This window comes from Campylobacter sp. RM15925, assembly GCF_012978775.1.
GTDB classification, from domain to species: Bacteria; Campylobacterota; Campylobacteria; order Campylobacterales; family Campylobacteraceae; genus Campylobacter_A; species Campylobacter_A canis.
Genome location: NZ_LIWP01000003.1, coordinates 54207 through 74582 on the forward strand (window position 1 = coordinate 54207; position 20376 = coordinate 74582).

Annotated in this window: 16 protein-coding genes; 5 read left to right on the forward strand and 11 right to left on the reverse strand. The window is 39.1% G+C overall.

Features of this window, described 5'->3' with window-relative positions; translation table 11 throughout:
• Window positions 1-97: 97 nt before the first annotated feature.
• From htpG to CDOM15925_RS02645, 8 genes are all read right to left on the reverse strand, one after another.
• Window positions 98-1963, reverse strand: a complete 1866-nt coding sequence (htpG, locus tag CDOM15925_RS02610) for a molecular chaperone HtpG (RefSeq protein WP_169940797.1) — start codon at window positions 1961-1963, stop codon at window positions 98-100.
• 179 nt (window positions 1964-2142) lie between these two features.
• Window positions 2143-3027: a hypothetical protein gene (locus CDOM15925_RS09970; protein ID WP_211436651.1), complete on the reverse strand. Its 885-nt coding sequence runs from the start codon at window positions 3025-3027 to the stop codon at window positions 2143-2145.
• 121 nt (window positions 3028-3148) lie between these two features.
• Window positions 3149-3844, reverse strand: a complete 696-nt coding sequence (locus tag CDOM15925_RS02620; protein WP_169940799.1) for a lysophospholipid acyltransferase family protein — start codon at window positions 3842-3844, stop codon at window positions 3149-3151.
• Entirely contained in the window at window positions 3825-5021 is a 1197-nt protein-coding gene (locus CDOM15925_RS02625) for an SH3 domain-containing protein (RefSeq protein WP_169940801.1), read from the reverse strand. Before CDOM15925_RS02625 ends, CDOM15925_RS02620 begins: the two co-directional genes overlap by 20 nt.
• A complete protein-coding gene (purQ, locus tag CDOM15925_RS02630; protein WP_169940803.1) occupies window positions 5015-5680 on the reverse strand; it encodes a phosphoribosylformylglycinamidine synthase subunit PurQ in 666 nt (221 codons plus the stop codon). The genes CDOM15925_RS02625 and purQ overlap by 7 nt, the downstream gene beginning before the upstream one ends.
• A complete protein-coding gene (gene purS / locus CDOM15925_RS02635) occupies window positions 5677-5913 on the reverse strand; it encodes a phosphoribosylformylglycinamidine synthase subunit PurS (protein ID WP_169940805.1) in 237 nt (78 codons plus the stop codon). The genes purQ and purS overlap by 4 nt, the downstream gene beginning before the upstream one ends.
• A gap of 8 nt (window positions 5914-5921) precedes the next feature.
• Window positions 5922-6632, reverse strand: a complete 711-nt coding sequence (purC, locus tag CDOM15925_RS02640; protein WP_169940808.1) for a phosphoribosylaminoimidazolesuccinocarboxamide synthase — start codon at window positions 6630-6632, stop codon at window positions 5922-5924.
• Between the two features lie 12 nt (window positions 6633-6644).
• Window positions 6645-7964, reverse strand: a complete 1320-nt coding sequence (locus CDOM15925_RS02645; RefSeq protein WP_169940810.1) for a S41 family peptidase — start codon at window positions 7962-7964, stop codon at window positions 6645-6647.
• A 307-nt stretch (window positions 7965-8271) separates the two neighbouring features.
• Here CDOM15925_RS02645 and CDOM15925_RS02650 point away from each other — a divergent pair, with 307 nt between their 5' ends.
• Window positions 8272-10848, forward strand: a complete 2577-nt coding sequence (locus CDOM15925_RS02650) for an ATP-dependent Clp protease ATP-binding subunit (protein ID WP_169940812.1) — start codon at window positions 8272-8274, stop codon at window positions 10846-10848.
• Between the two features lie 153 nt (window positions 10849-11001).
• On the opposite strand, the gene CDOM15925_RS02655 is transcribed toward CDOM15925_RS02650, so the two are convergent.
• Window positions 11002-12069 (reverse strand): tyrosine-type recombinase/integrase, encoded by a 1068-nt coding sequence (locus CDOM15925_RS02655; protein WP_169940814.1) that lies wholly within the window; start codon window positions 12067-12069, stop codon window positions 11002-11004.
• A gap of 153 nt (window positions 12070-12222) precedes the next feature.
• On the opposite strand from CDOM15925_RS02655, the gene CDOM15925_RS02660 reads away from it, so the two are divergent.
• The 3 genes from CDOM15925_RS02660 to CDOM15925_RS02670 all read left to right on the forward strand — a co-directional run bounded on the left by CDOM15925_RS02660 (window position 12223) and on the right by CDOM15925_RS02670 (window position 16654).
• Complete coding sequence (locus tag CDOM15925_RS02660) at window positions 12223-12963, forward strand: 4Fe-4S dicluster domain-containing protein (protein ID WP_169940815.1); 741 nt, start codon at window positions 12223-12225, stop codon at window positions 12961-12963.
• 12 nt (window positions 12964-12975) lie between these two features.
• Window positions 12976-15966: a molybdopterin-dependent oxidoreductase gene (locus CDOM15925_RS02665; RefSeq protein ID WP_169940817.1), complete on the forward strand. Its 2991-nt coding sequence runs from the start codon at window positions 12976-12978 to the stop codon at window positions 15964-15966.
• Window positions 15967-16057: 91 nt separating this feature from the next.
• The gene (locus CDOM15925_RS02670; protein ID WP_169940819.1) at window positions 16058-16654 is read left to right on the forward strand and encodes a hypothetical protein; all 597 of its coding nucleotides are present in this window, start codon (window positions 16058-16060) and stop codon (window positions 16652-16654) included.
• Between the two features lie 358 nt (window positions 16655-17012).
• Here the strand turns inward: CDOM15925_RS02670 and CDOM15925_RS02675 are convergent, their stop codons facing one another.
• Both CDOM15925_RS02675 and pta read right to left on the reverse strand, forming a co-directional pair.
• Window positions 17013-18209: an acetate kinase gene (locus tag CDOM15925_RS02675; RefSeq protein WP_169940821.1), complete on the reverse strand. Its 1197-nt coding sequence runs from the start codon at window positions 18207-18209 to the stop codon at window positions 17013-17015.
• Complete coding sequence (gene pta / locus CDOM15925_RS02680; protein WP_169940823.1) at window positions 18209-19588, reverse strand: phosphate acetyltransferase; 1380 nt, start codon at window positions 19586-19588, stop codon at window positions 18209-18211. The genes CDOM15925_RS02675 and pta overlap by 1 nt, the downstream gene beginning before the upstream one ends.
• A gap of 71 nt (window positions 19589-19659) precedes the next feature.
• Between pta and flgH the strand changes: the two genes are divergently transcribed.
• Window positions 19660-20364: a flagellar basal body L-ring protein FlgH gene (gene flgH, locus CDOM15925_RS02685; protein ID WP_169940825.1), complete on the forward strand. Its 705-nt coding sequence runs from the start codon at window positions 19660-19662 to the stop codon at window positions 20362-20364.
• Window positions 20365-20376: the final 12 nt, after the last annotated feature.

A 20376-nucleotide genomic window follows, 5' to 3' on the forward strand; every position in this document is an offset into this window, starting at 1 on the left:
TCTTCGTCATTGAGCGTAATATCCTTACTCCGCGTCAAAATTTAAGTTTTATAATTATATTTTTTTTAATTTTAAAGTATTATAAAATTATAACTTTTTATAAAGCCTTTAATATTATTTTAATCAAACTCTTACTAAATTCGGACGGATTTTCTAGGCTCATTCCCTCATTTAGTTTTGCCATATTAAGCAACAAATTTGAAATATCATGCACCATTAATTCATTTTTGGATAGTTTTTCAAAAATTTCATGCTCGGGATTTATTTCAAGGATAGGCTTTGCATTTGGTATATTTGACTGCCCCATCTGCTTTAAGATAGTCTGCATAGCAAAATCAGGATCGTTCTTGTCATAGACTAAAACGGCTGCCGACTCGCTAAGGCGCGAACTAAGTTTTACGTCTTTTACATCATCTTTTAAAATTTCGCGCATCTTGGCTAAAATTCCCGCGTGCTTACTCTCGTCCACAGCTTTGCTATCATCTTTTATCTCGCTATCTACGTCAGAGTGAGTGATGGATTTTATAGCGGTTTTGTCAAATTCATTTACCATAGGCATAACGATAGTGTCGATCTCTTCGTCCATTATAAGTACTTCTATGCCTTTTTTCTTAAAGCTCTCTAGTAAAGGAGAATTTTTAAGCATAGATTCGTTGTTGCCGCTTATGTAGTAAATGCTTTTTTGATCTGCTCTCATCGCCTCTTTATACTCTTTAAGGCTAATTAGACCATCGCGTTTGCTTGATTTAAACAGGCACAGATCTAAAATTTGCTCTTTGTCGTTGCCAAAGCCGTATAGCCCTTCTTTGATCACTTTGCCAAACATTGCGTAAAATTTTATGTATTTTTCTCTATCTTTATCTTTGAGTTTGGAAAGCTCGCTTAAAATTTTCTTTATGCTTTGCTCTTTTACGTTTCTCATTATCGCATTTTCTTGTAAAATTTCACGGCTTACGTTTAGCGGCAGATCCTCTACATCGATAATTCCGCGCACAAATCTCAAGTAAGGAGGCAGAAGTTCTTTGGCGTCATCGCTTATAAAAACGCACTTAACGTATAGCTTCACGCCGCTTTGATAATCAACGCGAAACAGATCAAACGGCTCAGTCGCAGGGATGTAAAATAGTGTGCTGTATTCGATTTTGCCCTCTGCTTTAGTGTGTATATGAAGCAGCGGATCCGTCTCGTCGTGGCTGATTTGTTTGTAAAAGTCATTGTATTCACCAGCTTTTATGCTAGTTTTATTCATTCTCCAAAGAGCAGAAGCCTTGTTTATCTGCGTGTTTTTGCTTTCATAGCTTCCTTCTTTTTCTCCCTCTTTTGGCGGTATATACTCTTCTTTATCGGCAAATATCGGATAAGGGATGTGGTTTGAATACTTCTTGATGATATTTTCTATTCTATAGATATTGCTAAATTCATCATCTTTAAGATGTAGAGTTATGGTTGTGCCGTGACTTTCTTTTTTAGCCTCTTTTATCTCGTAGCTTTTTGCATCAGAACTCCATAAAAACGCTTCATCTTCAAGCGCCTTCTTGCTTAAAACTTCTATCTTATCCGCAACCATAAATGCCGAGTAAAAGCCCACTCCAAACTGACCTATAAGAGAGCTATCCTTTTTCGCTTTATCGCTAAGCTCTTTTAAAAAGCTCTTTGTGCCGCTTCTTGCGATGGTGCCTAGATTATTGATTAGATCTTCCTTGTTCATTCCGATACCGTTATCGCTGATGGTTAGCGTCTTTTTATCTTTATCAAAGCTTATATCAATCCTTGGCGTGTAACTTAGGGCTTTGTATTTTTCATCGGTTAAAGATAGATAATTTAGCTTATCAAGCGCGTCTGAAGCGTTTGATACAAGCTCTCTTAAGAAGATTTCTTTGTTCGAGTATAGCGAGTGAATCATAAGATCAAGGAGCTGGCTTACTTCTGTTTGAAATTCAAATTTGTCTGCTTTTTTTGGCATATTTTTCCTTTTGTTTTAAAATTTTTAGCAGATTATACTACAAATTGCTAATATTTTCAAGATAAATATAATAAACTTGATATAGATAGTATCAAGTTTGAGTAAAAATTTAAAAACCAAGAGGAGTAAAAATCAAATTCGCATACAAATGATATCATTTAAAAGTATATAAAATTTGGCTAATTTGTTTTTAGCAGATTTAATATTTCTTTACTGCCATAGATTTTTGCTTGCTCTTTTAAAAATTTGCAGCTATTTTCAAGCTCGCAAAGTCCGTGTCGTAGTAAAAGTTCAATCGCTCTATCGTTATCCAAGATTGTATTTACAAGAATAAAAAACTCTATCTCTTTTGAGTCTATTTCTTTTAACTCTTTAAATTTTAGAATTTTTTCTAAAAACCTAATCCTCTCTTTATAAAATTTATCAAATTTTTGTGTTTTTGCAAACTCTCTTTCTCTGCTGTTTTCTAATTTGTCTCTATGGATACTAAGGTTGTTTTGCCCTATAAATAAGCCTATATCGGCAGCTATAGAAAGTATAATTCTAGTAGTATCTCTTGCGCCGTTATCGATAAGGTATCTAAAAATTTCAAATTTATTAACTGAGTAAGCCGTCGCTAAAAGCTCTTTGGCGTTTATATCGGCTCCATGTTTAACTAAGACTTTAACTAGCTTTAAAATTTCATCCTCGCTTATACCGCTTTTGATCTCATGATCAAAACCTAAAGCAATAACCATATGAAGCGGAAAAGAATTGTTTATGCCGTACATATTGTAGTTTAAGTCAGGCTTAAATTTAAGAACTTTTTCTATGCGCTCAAAGTCAAATTTGCCTGTATTTCCGACTTTGCTATTTATAATGAAAAATGAAAAAAATCGTTCGTTATATTCATTTGTTTCTTTATTTATCAAATTTGGATTTTTATCTAAGGCTGCAAGCATATCATCAAGATACTTATCTACCTGCTCATTTGTGATGTTTTCATCATAAAATTTTTCAAAATTTAACTCATAACCAAAAGAGAGTGTAAAAATAAAGGCTAAAACGGCAAAAATCTTTTTCATGTTTTTCCTTTTTAAGCTGGGCTCAAATTTGACATCTGAAATTTAAGGCATTAGATCAGGATAGTAAGCCGCTTGAGCAGATTAAAACGTAAAATGGGCATAGCGCCAATGATAAATAAGCTTATTTTTTGGCGTTTTGTCTTGATTTAAGCTCGGCATCATAAACCTCTTGCATCTTTTCTCTGGCGTTTTCAAGCCAGTTTTTATCGCTTGTATCTATTAAATCAAGGCAGATGATCTTCACTTCGCCATTTTTAAAGCTGAAGTTTGTAACGTCAAGGATATCCGTGCCTACAAGTACGATAGGTTGTATCTTTAAATTTAGCTTGTCGGCGATAATTTTTGCTCCGCCTTTAAACGGCAAAAGTTTGTTTGTGCGAGAGCGAGTACCTTCGGGAAATATCGCCAAGACTCGTCCGTTTTGGACTCTATCTTCCGCCTCTTTTACGATCTTTACAAGCGCATGTTTGCTCTCGCGATCTACCGCAATCATCTTTGGGATGTCGATTATCTTACCTATGATAGGGATTTTTTTGATCTCTTTTTTTGCAAGCCAGCAGATATTTTTAGGATGAACCTCTTCTAAAACGATGATATCAAGCATGCTTTGGTGATTCATTATTATCATATTGGCTTCATCGTTAAATTCGCCTTCTATCTTTAGCGAGTATCCTCCGCAGAGCCTTTGAAATCTTCCCCAAATTCGTCTGATAGGGCGGTTGTGTTTATTAAAAGCCCACATAAAAAAGACTACCCAAAAGACAGATAGGATAAAAGTAACGGTGAAAAATGCTGCTTTAATTCTTGAAAAGATCATCTTTTAGCACCCATCCTATCTTGCCATCTTGCATAAGCACCTTTTTATACTCCTCTCTCTCGCCTAAAATTTCAACTTTTTGCTGCTCTTTGGTAGTGTGAAAAACGGTTGAATTTTGAGTAGGCAAAATTTTTACATTGATATTTTCTTTTAGAGTCGCACTTCCAAACGGATTGTAGGTGTATAGTCCGTAAGAGCCAAAAATTAGAGTCGCGATTAGGTATATGTAGCTTTTTTTGATTAAAAACATCACAAAAGAAACCGCAAGCAGGGTGTAGCCTGCTATGTTTTTATAGTTTTCAAACTTGCTTTGTTTCGGATTTAGTCCTATTTGAGTGCTAATCTCGTCATCTTCAACTATAATAGGAAGCGAAAAGCTGATAAATTTTTTCTCTTTAAGGCTAAAGTAATTAAAATCAAAATTTTCTCTTGTCGGCTCAAATACGGCAAAATAATATCCGTTTTGAGAGGTTAAATTTCCACTTATCGAATCAACTCCTTGTTTGATAATGCTCTTATCATCCATATAAAAGTCGGCTATATTGCCGTTTTTAGAGCTTATCTCTACGACCATTATGAGGTTTTTATCGTCAAATTTACTCGTTTTATGCTTTTTTACTTCAAGAAGATCGGCTACCACATGGCTAAATTTCTCATCGCCCTTTACCTCTTTAAATTTAGGCAGAGTAACGACGGCGCTTGCGGTTTGAAAAAACTCACCGTTTCTTTTTAGATTAAGAGTTATTTTTGGGTTTTTAGGTTTTGAGGAGTTTGCTTCGAGATAAATTTCACTCTTATATACTCCGTTTCCACTATGCTCCCACTGCAAATTCGGATTTAGCCATTTGATGTTTTCGCTCTCTTCTATTACGGTTTGGATATCAACGGTTATATTATCTTGAGTATCGGCAGTAAGAGTAAATTTAAAAATCTCGCCTTCATAGGCCTGCTTTGGCATACCTGAAGGTTTTAAAATGAGCTTATTTGGCTCTACATGCTGATAAATTTGCGTATCTTTTAGGTTAAATTCAGGCTCATTGGTAGGAGCGATGTTTTCAGGAATTTTTGGGCGCTTTATAACCTTATCGCTTCGCTCCTCTTTCATCATATCAAAGACGCTTGGCTCTTGAGCTAAAGCAAAAAGAGCCACAAAAAGAGCGGTAAAAAGCCTTAGCAAACTAGCCCTTTAAGCATCTTAAGCCCGTCATCCGTGCCTAAAATTTTCTCGCAAGCTCGCTCAGGATGAGGCATGAGTCCGAAAATTCTTTTGCTTTTATCACAAATTCCCGCTATCGCATCAACCGAGCCGTTTGGATTTAGCTCTTTGCCGTCTTTATCGCAGTATTTTAAAAGCACTTGTTCGTTGTCATACATGCTTTTTAGAGTATCTTCATCGGTGTAGAAGTTTCCCTCTCCATGAGCTAACGGGACATTTACTATCTCGCCGACTTTTAAATTTGAAAGAAATTTATTTGAGTTGGCTATAACTTTAAGATGATGATACTTCGATATAAAGCTTAAATTTTCGTTTCTTCTCATTGCTCCTGGAAGCAGTTTTAGCTCGCAAAGCATTTGAAAGCCGTTGCAAATTCCTAAGATATATCCGCCTTTTTGAGCGTGCTTTAAGACGGCTTTCATGGCAGGAGAAAATTTAGCTATCGCTGCCGTTCTAAGATAGTCTCCGTAGCTAAAGCCGCCCGGAAGCACTATAAGATCGGCATTTATCTCATCTTGCTTGTGCCAAATTATCTCCGTTTGACATCCTAAAATTTCAAAAGCATACTCGGTATCCGTTTCGCAGTTTGTTCCGGGAAATAAGACTATGGCGACTTTCATACTATGATCTCGTAATCTTCTATCACGGTATTTGCCAGCAACTCCTCACACATCTTTTCAAGCTCTTTTTTTGCCGATTGCGATGATGAGGCGTTAATATCAAGTACAATTTGTTTGCCGATACGAACGTTTGAAATCCCGCTAAAACCTAGTGATTCTAGCGCGTGTTCTACCGCTTTTCCTTGAGGATCCAAGACACCGTTTTTAAGCGATACATTTACTACTGCTTTCATTTTTGCCCTTAAGATAAAATTCTTTTTAATACTTCTTCGTAAGCCAATTTTACGCTTCCTAAATCCTGTCTAAATCTATCTTTATCTAATTTTTCATTTGTGGTTGCGTCCCAAAATCTGCAACTATCAGGACTTATTTCATCGGCAAGCAAGATATTTCCGTCCTTATCTACACCAAATTCGACTTTAAAATCAACCAGCTTTAAATTTCTATCCGCAAAGAATTTAAACAGAGTGGAATTTATCTCTCTGCCGATATGTTTAAGTCTGTCAAGATCGTTTTCGCTCTTTACAAGTCCCATAGCAAGGCAGTGTTCGTCATTTACTAAAGGATCTCCCAGCGCGTCGTCTTTGTAATATAGCTCAACCAAAGCAAAAGGCAAAACAGTCCCCTCAGGGATGGCTAGTCTTTTAGTAAGAGAGCCTGTCGCGATGTTTCTTACTACAACTTCAAGCGGTATTATTTGGCATTTTTTGACAAGTTGCTCCGTGTCGCTTATGGTTCTTACAAGGTGGGTGGCTATGCCTTTTTCTTTAAGAAGTCCAAAAATTTGCGTAGAAATTTTGTTGTTTAGCGCTCCTTTGCCTGCTTCGTTGCCTTTTTTTTCTGCATTAAAAGCTGTCAGATCGTCTTTAAATTCGGCAATCAAAAGATCAGGATCATCGGTTGCGTACATCCTTTTGCCTTTTCCTTCATAAATCAACTCTCGTTTTTCCATAAGCTTGTCTCCTTATTTGAATTTTAGAACTTTTATAGCGTCAATTGCTGATTTTAATTGCAAGTCTTCATTTACTTTTTCTTGTGATAGTGTCGTTTTATCCTCTTTGCTTTCGTCTTTTTTGGCGGTTGAATTTGTATCTTTTTTGCCGTCATCTAGCTTGCTAAGCTCATTTGTAAGGTGCTTTTTAAGCTCGTTTTCTTTGATGGCAAATGCATGAGTATCCTCAAGCGGAACTTTGCCCGGATGAACGATAAGATCAGGCGTTACGCCTACGGCTTGTATAGTGCGACCGCTTGGTAGATAGTATCTTGCGATAGTTAGACGGATGGCTTCTTTGTCATCTACCGGAAGGATTATCTGCACGCTTCCTTTACCGAATGTTTTTTCGCCGATAACTACACCGCGCTTATGATCTTGCAAGGAACCGCTTACGATCTCGCTTGCGCTCGCACTTCCGCCGTTTACTAAGATAGCTAGCGGAAGGTTTGTTATTTTGTTGCTTTTAGAGGCTTTGTATTCTGAATTTTCACTGGCGTTTCTGCCTTTTTGAGATACTATCACGCCGTTATCTATAAATAAATTTGTAAGACCTACGGCTTGGTTTAAAAGTCCGCCCGGATTATTTCTAAGATCAAGAATTATACCTTGCGCTTTTGGATATTTTTTGATAAATTCTTCGGCTTTTTGAGTTACGTGCTTGTCGAAATTTGTAACGCGAAGATATAAGATATTTTCATTTTCTATCATCTTAGCATAGACCGATTCTACCGATATTATATCCCTAATCAGCTTTACGTCAAACGGCTTTGGCTCGCCTTTTCGCACTATCGTTATGGTAATTGGCGTCTTTGGTTTGCCGCGCATTTTATTAACGGCTTCTTCTATCGTTGTTCCAAGTGTCGCGTTTCCGTCTATCCTTAAGATGATGTCGCCGCTTTTTATCCCTGCTTTATCCGCAGGAGTTCCTTCGATAGGTGATATAACCGTAAGTGCGCCGTCTCTTATGCCAACCGTTATGCCAAGTCCGCCAAATTCGCCGTTTGTCTGAACTTGCATATCTTTAAAGGCTTTTTCGTTTAAGAATCCAGAATGTGCATCAAGGTTGTTTAAAAGTCCTTCGATCGCCTTATCTACGATCTCTTTGAATTTCATATCATCTACATAGTATTTTTCAACGGTTGATATTGTTTTTGTAAATTTTGATAAAGCTTCAAGTCTAGCGCTTGCGTCATCTTCGTTGTTTTTTGCGTTTAAATTTATGGTTATTAAGCCGGCTGCAAGAACTGTCGAGATAAAGCCTGAAGCAAAAAAAAGTTTTTTCTTGTTCAAAAAATTCTCCTATACATTATTAAGTGGGATTAATTTTAATGAAATTTGGCTAAAAATCGGCTAAATTTAAAAGAAATTGTATTAAGTAAAATAAGAAAATACACACCAAATTTAGCTTTTAGCGATTTTAAAAAATTATCTTAAAAGCCAAAAATAAATCTTTTATGATTTATTAGAATTTGAGCATAATAGCTCTTAAAATTTGACATATTAAAAGATTAAACTTAGTAAAATCACTAATGAAACTTGACAATACTTCACTAAAGTTATATAATATAAATAATATAAAACTAAATAAGGAGATAATATGGCAAACATAGGCGAAAGCTTAACTGCACAGATGCAAGAAACCCTTGAAAACGGTATAAGTTTAGCTTTGCACGCTAAAAATCCGCAAGTTGTGCCTTTGCACGTTTTTTGGGGTTTAGTTACGGACTCAGCTTCCATACTAAATCAAGTCTTTAATCAGATGTCAATCTCAAAAAATGCTGTTGATTTAGAGGTCAAAAGCAAAATTTCAAGCCTTGCAACAAGCTCAAATGTAAGCAAAGAAAATATCCAAATTTCTCGCGAGCTTTTAAATTCGCTTGAGAGCGCAAAGGCTCTTATGGTAAGTATGGGCGATAGCTTTATAGCCGTTGATACTTGGATAATTTCCGCTTTAGAGCTTAAAGAGATAAGAGAAATTTTAGCTAAATTTACCGATGTCCTTGAGATCAAAAAGAGTTTAGAAGCCATTAGGGCAGGGCGCAAGATAGACACTCAAACAAGCGACGAAACTCTTGATAGCTTGGAAAAATTCGGTATCGATCTAACCAAAAAGGCTATAAACGCCGAGCTTGATCCGGTTATCGGACGAGATGAAGAGATAACTAGGATGATGCAAATTTTAATAAGAAAGAGCAAAAATAATCCTATCTTGCTTGGCGAACCGGGCGTGGGAAAAACGGCTATCGTCGAAGGCCTAGCACAAAAGATAGTTTCAAAAGACGTTCCCGTAAGTCTTATGAACAAGCGAGTTATCGCGCTTGATATGAGCGCTCTTATTGCGGGCGCAAAGTATAGGGGTGAATTTGAAGATAGATTAAAAGCCGTCATAAACGAGGTAAAAAGTGCGGGTAATATCATACTTTTTATCGATGAAATTCATACTATCGTCGGTGCGGGAGCGAGCGAGGGAAGTATGGATGCGGCAAACATACTAAAGCCTGCGCTTGCAAGAGGAGAGTTGCATGCCGTGGGTGCAACGACGTTAAAAGAGTATAGGAAATATTTTGAAAAAGACGCCGCACTTCAGCGCCGATTTCAGCCTATTGACGTAAAAGAGCCAAGCGTAAATGAGGCCTTGCAAATTTTGCGCGGTATAAAGGAGCGTTTAGAGGTTCACCATAGCGTAAGCATAACCGACAGCGCTTTGGTAGCGGCTGCAAAGCTAAGCGACCGCTATATCTCAAACCGCTTTTTGCCCGATAAGGCGATAGATTTAATCGATGAGGCAGCTGCCGAGCTTAAGATGCAGATAGAAAGCGAGCCTTATGAGCTGGCTAAGATTAAGCGCGAGATAGTGACATTGCAGGTTGAAAAAGAGGCGCTTAAGATGGAAGATGAGGCTAAAAACGAAGAGCGTCTTAAAGAGATAGAGAAAGAAATTGCCGATTTAAACGAGAAAAAGCAAGCTCTTGAAGTGAAATTTGAAAATGAAAAGAGCGTATTTAACGGAATTTCAAATGCAAAAAAAGAGATAGAAACTCTTAAAAACGAGGCCGAGATAGCTCGTAGAAACGGTGATCTTCAAAAGGCCGCCGAGATAGAATACGGCAAAATTTTAGACGCTTCAAATCGCCAAAAAGAGCTTGAAATAAAGTGGGAAGAGATGAAAAAGGCGGGCGTTCTGCTTAAAAATCAAGTTGATGAAGAGCTTGTTGCGGGAATTTTAAGCAAGTGGACGGGAATTTCGGTTTCAAAGATGCTAACGAGCGAGAAGCAAAAATACCTGATGATAGAGGATCATTTAAGAGATAGCGTGGTGGGGCAAGATCCTGCGCTTCACGCTTTAGCAAGAGCTATTAAACGAAATAAAGCAGGGCTTAATGAAGGCTCTCGTCCGATAGGATCGTTTCTTTTTCTTGGTCCAACAGGCGTTGGCAAGACCCAGTCGGCTAAGGCTCTGGCTAAATTTTTGTTTGATGACGAAAGAGCACTTATCCGCTTTGATATGAGCGAATATATGGAAAAGCACAGTGTGAGCCGCCTGCTTGGAGCGCCTCCGGGATATGTAGGATATGATGAGGGAGGACAGCTAACCGAGGCCGTTAGAAGGCGTCCTTATAGCGTGATACTATTTGACGAGATAGAAAAGGCGCATAAAGATGTGTTTAATATTCTGCTTGGCATTATGGATGACGGGCGAGCGACGGATAATAAGGGCGTAACCGTTGATTTTAAAAATACGATCATTATCCTAACCTCAAACATCGCTTCAAATTTTATTATGGATTTAAAGGGCGAAGAGAGGGAAGAGGCTGTTAAAAATGAGCTAAAAAGCTACTTTAAGCCTGAATTTTTAAACAGACTTGATGATACTATCATCTTTAATCCGCTAAGCGAAGAGGGGCTTGTTCAAATCGTAGCAATTATGTTTAAAGAGCTTGAAAAAACGCTTCTAAATCGCGGTATAAAGGCTAGTATGGATGAAGAGGCTAAGAAATTTATAGCAAAGGCCGGATTTGATATAGTCTATGGAGCTAGACCGCTTAGACGCGCACTTTATGAGCTGGTAGAAGACCGCCTAGCCGATATGATACTAAAAGACGAGCTTGAAAGCGGCAATGAGATCGTGATAAGCTCAAGCGGTGAAGATATATCCATAGAAGTTTTAAGATAGTTTAAAGAGCCTATTTAAGGCTCTTTACTTACTCTTTATTATTTTGATTAGTCGCGATAATTTGCAGTAAAATTTGCGACACAAACAGCTTTTCTAATGAAACTTAAGTCAAATATTTATATACCTCAAAGCTGTTTTAAGCTTTAGCTTATCTTAGTTTTTTGAATTCATATCCTCTGCGATTTGGGCTGCTAGCTTTAGCTTCTCGCTATCAAAATGCGTATAAATTCGCGATGTATTTAAGCTTGCATGCCCGAGTGCTTCCTGGACTAAAACGAGATCTTTTTGCTTTTTATATAACATTGTCGCAAAGGTGTGGCGAAGCATGTGAGCGCCGTTTTTTTCCTTGCGAATTCCTGCTTTAAACAAAATTTGCTCCACTATCCTACTTACGTAAGCTTGCGTTAGGCGCGTACCTTTTTTGTTTATAAAGAGATAGCCTTCTTTGTTTATATAGTTTATCGCTATCGCGTCAAGATGAGCTTCTATGAGGTGGCGCTTTATCATTACTATTCTGTATTTGTTGCCTTTACCGCGAATTCGTATAGTGTATAAATCGCCATCTTCCGTTATATCCTTACGCTTTAAATTCAGAGCCTCGCTTACGCGAATTCCCGTAAATATTATCGTTTTTATGATGAGCTTGTTTCTGTTTGTATTTACCTTAAAGTCGCTATTTTCGATAGCCTCTAAAAACCTCTTAACTTCCTCTTCGCTCATAAATTCAGGCAGTTTTTGTCCCCGCGTTCCGCTTATGCCGCCCCAGTTTTTAAGCGAGATATCGTATATGTGTGCTCTGCCGTCCTCTTCGTTTTGCTTATCTAAAAACGAAAAGAAATTTATAACAGAAATTCTGTAGTTTTTCTTACTTGCATCGCTTAGTCCACCAGTCGTGCTAGCTAAAATTTCGCTTAAAAGCTCTTCGTCTATCTGTTTTAAGCTCTCAAGCTCGTAAAAGCAAAGCGTCTCATAAATTTTTTTAAGCGGGTTAAAATAAGTATTTATGCCTGTAAGCCCCGCGTTTCTGGCTGATTTTACAAGTCCGTCAAGCTCGTTTATGCTCCTTACGCTACGACTTAAGGAATAATTTACGCTAGCAAGAGCTTTTGGATCTCTTAGCTCTTTGTTTGAAAGCGAACTTAGCTTAAATTTAACGTATCTCGTTAGCCAAAAAAGAAATGACTTTTCAAAACTATCTTTACAATCAAGCGGGTATTTCAAATGTTTTCCTTACTAAATTTTAAATAATGGAAATTATATCAAATTTATACACCTGAAAATATAATTAAAATAAAAAGTTAAATTTAACAATAACTTTAAGTTAATTTATGTTAAATTTCTCAAGTTTTAAACTTTTTGATAAAGGGGAAAAGAATGCAATCAACCTGTAATTCGCGTCGCAGTTTTATGGCTGCTGCGGGACTGTTTGTTGCGGCTACCGCTTTAAAAGCCGCACCGACTAAGTTTGAAGAGGGTAAAGGGGAGCGCTTTGGTATGGTGATAGACCTTACGCGCTGTATCGGATGTCAATCCTGTACTATGAACTGTGCTATGGAAAATGACGTTCCCGCAGGGATGTTTAGAACTATAGTTTCAGAATATGAAGCTTACGCAAAAGACGGCAAAAGAGCTGCTATGGCTTCACTTCCAAGGCTTTGTAATCACTGTGAAAGCCCTGCTTGTATCGATATGTGTCCAACCGGCGCAAGCCATCAAAGAAGCAACGGTATCGTTAAGATAAACAGCAGCGAGTGTATAGGCTGCGCGCTTTGTGTTGAGGCCTGTCCGTATCACGCAAGATATTTTAATCCAACTACTCTAAAAGCCGATAAATGCACATTCTGTGATCATAGACTTCGTGCGGGACTTCTTCCAAGCTGTGTGGAAACCTGTGTAGGCGGAAGTCGTATAATGGGCGATTTAAACGATCCGAATTCAAATATCAGAAAATTTTTAGCAACTCACGAGACTATGGTTATAGATAGTCCGAAAAATACAAATCCGCAAGTGTTTTACTACGGAGTTAGCGAGGTTTTAACCAAAAACGACGTAGAAGCGGAGAAGGAAGCAGGCTATAAACGAGTCGTTCACTGGAACGAAGAGATAACGCTTTAAGAGGAGCTAAAGATGCAAAGACGAGATTTTATTAAAAAAGCTATGATTGCCTCGGCTCTTCCTGTAGCTGCCGTTGCAAGTAAAGATGAAAAAGTAGATGATTATAAGGTGCAAGGCAACTCTCATGAGCCTGAATTTAGAGTAGTTGACGGCAAGGTTGTGATGAATGAAGGGCACTCCATAGTATTTTCTATGTGTCACGGGTGTACTACAAAATGCGGTCTTAGGCTTCATATAGACGATAAAAATGATCGCGTTCTTCGCTCGGTGGGAAATCCATTCCATCCGCTTGCAAATTTCCATTGGATGCCTTATAACACCTCTATAAACGATGCGCTAATAGCTACGACCAGAAGCGGCAATGACGATCAGCGAGCTACCGTTTGCGTTAGGGGCGCTATGCTTCCTGAGATGCTTTATTCGCCGATTAGAATTCTCTCTCCGCTTAAAAGAGTCGGTAAAAGAGGCGAGGGCAAGTGGCAGACTATCAGCTTTGAGCAGCTCATAGAAGAGGTTGTCGAGGGTGGAGATCTATTTGGAGAAGGACACGTAGACGGACTTCGCGCTATCTACTCCGATGAGCTAATCGATCCCGAAAATCCCGAATACGGCACCAAACGCAACCAGCTTTTAAGCTTTTATCTATATGACGGCAGAAGCGATATTGTCGATAGATTTATGAAAAAGTCATTTGGCACCGTTAATCACTACTCGCACGGCGGAATTTGCGGCGGCGGATTTAGAGCGGGCGGCAAGATAGCTCACAATGCGGGCGGATTTGCTCATACTAAGCCTGATTATGAGCACTCTAAATTTAGCATTTACTGGGGAACAGCACCCGGCAATGGCGGAAACCCATTCCAAAAGCAAGCTAAGATGGTATCTTACGCAAGAAGCGAAGATAACGGATTTACTTACGCGGTTATCGATCCGACGGTTTCAAATTCTATCAAATACGCCACAAGCGATAAGGCTCGCTGGATAGGCATAAAGCCCGGCATGGATTCAGCGCTTGCTATGGCGATGATAAGATGGATAATCGAAAATGAAAAATACGCTACAAACTACCTCATCCAGCCGAATTTAGAGCAAGCCAAGCTGGCGGGTGAAATTCACTGGTGCAACGCAACTCACTTAGTCATAACTCAAAAAGGACATAAAGACTACGGCAAATTTGCGCGAGTTAATGATGAGTGGCAAGTATGCTCGCAAAGCGGTAAAATCCAAAGCTACAAAGTAAACGAGCCTGCCAAACTCTACTACAAAGGCAAGATAGAGATAGAGGGCAAAAAAGTAGCTGTAAAAAGCTCTATGCAGCTTCTTAAAGAGTCAGCCTTCAAGCACACGATGAAAGAGTATTCAGAGCTTTGCGGCGTGAGTATGGATGATATCCTCTGGCTTTGTGAAAATTTCACAAAAAACGGTCGCCAAGTAAGCACGAACGTGCACGGCGGCATGATGCACACGCAAGCGGCGATGAGTACATACGCGATACTTTGCTTAAATACACTCATGGGCACTTACGGCTACAAGGGCGGAAACGTAAACGCAAGCGCAGGCACGCATAAATTTATGAGCGGTAGATATGAGCTTGAGAAATTTGACGGCGCTTATAAAGCAGGCGGAGTAAATCTATCTCGCTCGGGTAAATACTACGAGACAAGCTCGGAATTTAAGCGCAAAGTAGCAGCCGGAGGCACGGGCTATCCTGCACAGCAACCTTGGTATCCTATCTCTATGCCGCTTATAAATGAAACTCTTACAAGCCATGCGGTGGGATATCCTTATAAGGCTAAAATTTTCATCAACTACATGACAAACGTCATCTACGGACAAGCGGGGCTTGAAACGGCGGTGAAAGACTCTCTAAAAGATAGCAGAGATCTGCCTCTTTTCATCGGTATAGACGCATTTATGAACGAAACAAATGCCTATGCCGACTACATCGTGCCTGACGGGTTAAATTTAGAAAACTGGGGTATGCCAAACGCACTTTGGGGAACTATAACCAAAACTTCAGTCGTGCGCTATCCTGCGGTAACTCCAAGACAAGATAAGGATAAAAACGGCACGCCGATAGATGTGGAGCTATTTTATATCACCATCGCTAAAAAGCTTGGGCTAAAAGGCTTTGGCAAGGGTGCCTTTAAGGATAAAGACGGCAACGCCATGGATTTAGACACTAAAGAGCAGTTTTATGCCGCCGCACTTGCGAATTTAGCCTTTGACGGCGAAGCGGTAAGCGACATTAGCAAAGAAGATGCCGAGCTTAGTAAAATTCACAGAGTTATGCCAAAGATAGAAAAATATCTCAAAAAAGAAGAGGTGGCAAAGGTCGCTCACGTGCTTGCAAAAGGCGGAAGATACGATGATTATACGACCGCATATAAGAGCGATAAGGCGACTGTAAAAGTACCTGCGCCAAATCCCGCCTCGATATACTATGAGCCGCTTGGCGGACATCGCCACTCTATCACGGGCGAATACATGCCTGGCACGCCTACGCTGATGAAGCCTGTGGCAAGCGACGGAACTCCGCTTGAAAAATTCTTCCCGAAATCCGAGTGGAAATATCTAGTAAGCTCGAAAAAATCAAACGCACAGCACTACTACACTATCATGAGCGATAGGATGAGAAGCATACATCCCGTAAATTTCGTGCGTATCAGCGAAGATATAGCAAAAGAGCAGGATATCAAAACGGGCGATGAGGTCAAAGTCGTAACTCCATACGCAAGCGCAAAAGGCACGGCGTTTGTAACAAGCGGCGTTGCAAAAGGCGTTATAAGCCTTGAACACGGCTTTGGACATACTGAATTTGGTGCCAGAACTCACTACATAGACGGCAAACCGGCACTCAGGATAGAAGGAACCGAAGTGGGTATAAATCACAACCTACTTGGTCTGCTTGATCCAAAACGCAAAGGCAAATTTAGCCTTAACGACTGGCTTGTAGGCACTTGCGCCAGACAAGCGTTGCCCGCAAATATCTATAAAATTTAGCCTTTGAGGCACTAGGCTAGCTATCTTGGCTAGCCTAAATTTCTCAAATACATAGTAAAATACCTCTTTTAAAAAGCAAATAGGAATAATCTTGGAAAAACTTAAAGAAAAAATCATATCTTCATATCCGTTTATAATCTTTATACAAAGACCTTTTAAAGGCAACGGCTCATTTTTAAGAACTCTTACATCTGCTTTTTTGATGGCTATGGTTGCTTTGTGTTTGGCATTATCATCAGAAGCATTGAAATATATATTTTTTTATAGCGACACCAAGCCCTTAAATGAGCTTACTAAAACAACAGGCTTAGTAGAGGCGGCAAATTACGAGATAAAAGGTGAAGGAAAGCTTGTAGTAAAATCCGATAAGGGTGGCTATATGCGTTACTACATAGATAGGATAGATAAGAAAATTTATGAACCAGTTATAGGCAAAAGGGTAACTATATATAGCAAGACTATGCCTTTAGGAGAAGATATCCTTCAGCTAGAAGATGGAAACGGCAAAATTCATATAGAGTATGACTATGAAAAAGAATTAAAGATGCCTGAAAGAGATAAATACTTATTATTTACTTATTTGAAAATAGCCGTCTTTTTACTGCTTATAGTATGGTTTTTAAACCGCAGAGATTTTACAAAACCTAAAACTAAAAATATAAAAAATAAAATTCTCAAGGAGAGATAATGGCAAAGAGGAAATTATGAATTTACTCTATTTTAAATGCACAAACTGCAGCAATAAGATAAAGAAAATATCTAAATTTAAAGATCTATTCGTAAAAAAGAATTTAGTTTGCGAAAACTGCAAAAGCGAATTTAAGCCATCAGGGTTTTTTACTTTTTTAGTGGACAGTTTTACAACATTATCGATCATTATTGTGGTAATTTTTGCTTACTTTGCTAATGAAGTGATATTTCCAAATTCAGATAAGATGTATTTAGTTTCCTATATCATAGGAACTGTCCTATACCTAATAGCTTCAGCTTTTTTAACTTATTTAATACCATATAAGAAAAAATAATGCTTAAATTTGCGCATTATTTTAACTGTTTTCTATCACTCTTTTCGTCTCAAGCGCTATTTCTAGCTCCTCGTTCGTCGGTATTATCAGTGTTTTTATGACCGCTTCTTTATCATCCACACATCTTGCGCCGCTTGATCTGGCGAAATTTAGCTCGTGATCTATCTTGATACCAAGGTGCGGTAACTCGCTACAAATTTTACTTCTTGTATTTGGTGCGTTTTCACCGATACCGCCTGTAAATATAAGCGCATCAACGCGCCCAAGCACGGCATAGTAAGCTCCTATGTATTTTTTGATACGGTAGCAAAACATCTCAAAAGCAAGATGAGCTCTCTCGTCGTGCTCCATTTTAGCAACCACTTCGCGCATATCGTTTGAACCGCAAATTCCAAGAAGCCCGCTCTTTTTGTTTAAAAAAGTATCGATCTCATTAGCCTTTAGTTCGCCTAAATTTAGCAGATAAGTGATGATCGCAGGATCCATATCCCCGCTTCTTGTGCCCATTATAAGACCTTCAAGCGGACTAAGCCCCATCGAAGTATCTACGCTTTTACCCTCTTTGACTGCACAAACCGAAGCGCCGTTGCCAAGATGAAGCGATATGGCGTTAAAATTCTCATACTCTATGCCAAGCATTTTGGCTGCGGTTTTGGTAACGTAGTGATGAGAGGTGCCGTGAAAGCCGTATTTGCGTATATGCAAGCGTTTGGCTAGATCATAAGGCAGTGCGTATTTGTAAGCAAATTCCGGCATGCTTTGATGAAATACCGTATCAAAAACCGCCACATGAGGGACGTTTTCGCCGCTTTCTTTCATGGCATTTCTTATGCCTGCTAGGTGTCCCGGGTTATGAAGCGGAGCTAGGGCTGAATTTTGCTCGATTTTAGCGATCACTTCGCTATCAATTCTAGCCGAAGCGCTAAAACTCTCTCCGCCGTGAACTATCCTGTGTCCTATGCCGTCAAGCTCGCTTAGGTTGTGCAAAATATTTGATACCGCAAATAGCCTATTCATGATCTCAAGACCCTCGTGGTGATCTTTGATCGCCAGCTTTTCTTCGTAAACGTTGTCTGTTTTTGTATCTTTTAATTTGGCATAAGAGTTGCTTTCTCCTATGCGCTCGATAAGTCCTGTCGCGATTGCGTTGTTGTTGCTCATATCAAAAAGCTGAAATTTTATAGATGAGCTACCGGAGTTTAAAACTAAAATTTTCACTATTTGCCTCCTGCTTGTATGGCTGTGATTAAAACCGTATTTACTATATCTTCTACCGAACACCCTCTGCTTAGGTCGTTTACGGGTTTTTTAAGTCCTTGCAAAAGCGGTCCTATGGCGATGCAGTTTGCGCTGCGTTGAGCTATCTTATATCCGATGTTGCCGCAGCTTAAATTTGGAAATACAAATACATTTGCTCTGCCGGCTACGTCGCTATTTGGCAGCTTCTTTTTGGCTACTTGCATGTCGATGGCTGCATCATATTGCATAGGTCCGTCGATGACTAAATTTGGCTCAAGCTCTTTTGCTATCTTAAGTGCCGCATGAACCAAATCCACATCTTCGCCGTATCCGCTATCTCCCGTAGAGTATGAAAGTAGGGCGACTCTAGGCTCAAGCCCGAAGTAGCTAGCGGTATTAGCCGAATCAATCGCTATCCTAGCCAGAGTTTGCGCGTCGGGCTTTGGATTTATCGCACAATCTGCGTAGATTAAAATTTCTTCATCCATACACATCACAAAAGAGCTTGATACAAGCGGTGTTTGCGGTTTTGTCTTTATGATTTCAAATGCGGGGCGTATGGTATCGGCGGTAGTGGTTATGGCTCCGCTTACCATGGCGTCGGCTAAGCCTGTTTGAACCATCATGGTGCCAAAGTAAGTTTTATCTAAAATCATCTCTTTTGCTTTTTCAAGCGTTACGCCCTTGTGTTTTCTAAGCTCATAAAGCTTGCTTGCGAAGCCGTCTTGATACTCGTTTTTGTCTAAATTTATGAATTTTATTCCTTCTAAATTTACGCCAAGACTCTTTGCCTCGGTTTTAATCCCGCTCTCATCTCCAAGTAGGATTAAATTTACCGCTTGCGTTTTTATTAAAAGCTCGCTAGCCTTTAATATCCGCTCATCGGCGCTTTCAGGCAAAACTATGGTTTTTTTATCTGATTTTGCCTTATCTACAAGCTCTTTTTCGAATTTGTAAGGAGTGATAATGTCTTGTTTATAAGCTAAAATTTCATCCAAATTTGAGCTTATAAAGAGCTTTGAGTTTTTATTTATCGCTTTTAAATTCTCGGTGCAATAAACAGGAGCGTTAAGGTGCTTGGCAAGCATTAAATTTAGCTCGAATTTGCCGATATTTCCAAATGCTTCACATCCTCTAATCGCGATAAATTCGTAGTCTTTTTTAAGTCTATCAAATTCTTTTATGATATCTTTTATCAGCTCTTTTTCTCTATCTTCTCTAAAAGCCAAAATCGCTTCTTCAATGCTTACAAATCCGCCGATAGGCTCAAAAATCGTTATATTTTTAAATTTTGCTGATATAATTTCATAAATTTTTGAAAAATTAGCAGTTAGCAGATAAATCCTATCGGTTTTCATCTTTTTTCCTTAATTAGTGGAACTTTAATTGCTTAATTTTATCATAAATATCTATACTAAGGTTAAATTTTATGAAAGCTAAATTTTATTTATCTATGGCTTGCGTCGGACTGATTTTTAGCGGATGTGTGCCGAGCGCCGATCCTAAAATAGACATGAAGCCGCCTGTATATGTAGAGCAGCTTCCCGCCAAGCAGATAAATAATCAGCCAAATACGGGTAGTCTTTTTGGACGAGGGGATAATCCTTTGTTCTCAGATAGAAAGGCTATGAACGTAAATGATATCGTAACCGTAGTGATAAGCGAGAGTGCAAATCAAAGCTCCACAGGCAAACGAAACACTAATAAAGACAGCACTATAGGGCTTGGAGGAGGAGTATTTACCGCAGGATCTTCGCCTCTTTCTCACGCGGCGGATCAGTTAAACAAATTCGGCGATATAGGCTTTAAAGCGGGCACGAAAAACGAATTTAGCGGAGGAGCTTTGAGTTCTCGCACCGAAAGCTTTAAGACAACCATATCGGCTCGCATTATTAAAGTGCTTGAAAACGGCAACTACTTCATCGAAGGCTCGCGCGAGCTACTGCTTAACGGCGAAAAGCAGATAGTGCAACTAAGCGGCGTAATAAGACCTTATGATATATCAAATTCAAACGAAATCGATTCAAAATACATAGCTGATGCGAAAATTTTATATAAGACCGAAGGGGATGTGGATAAATCTACCAGAAAACCTTGGGGAACGAAGCTCATGGAGGCCATCTGGCCGTTTTGATTCTTCTTTAGT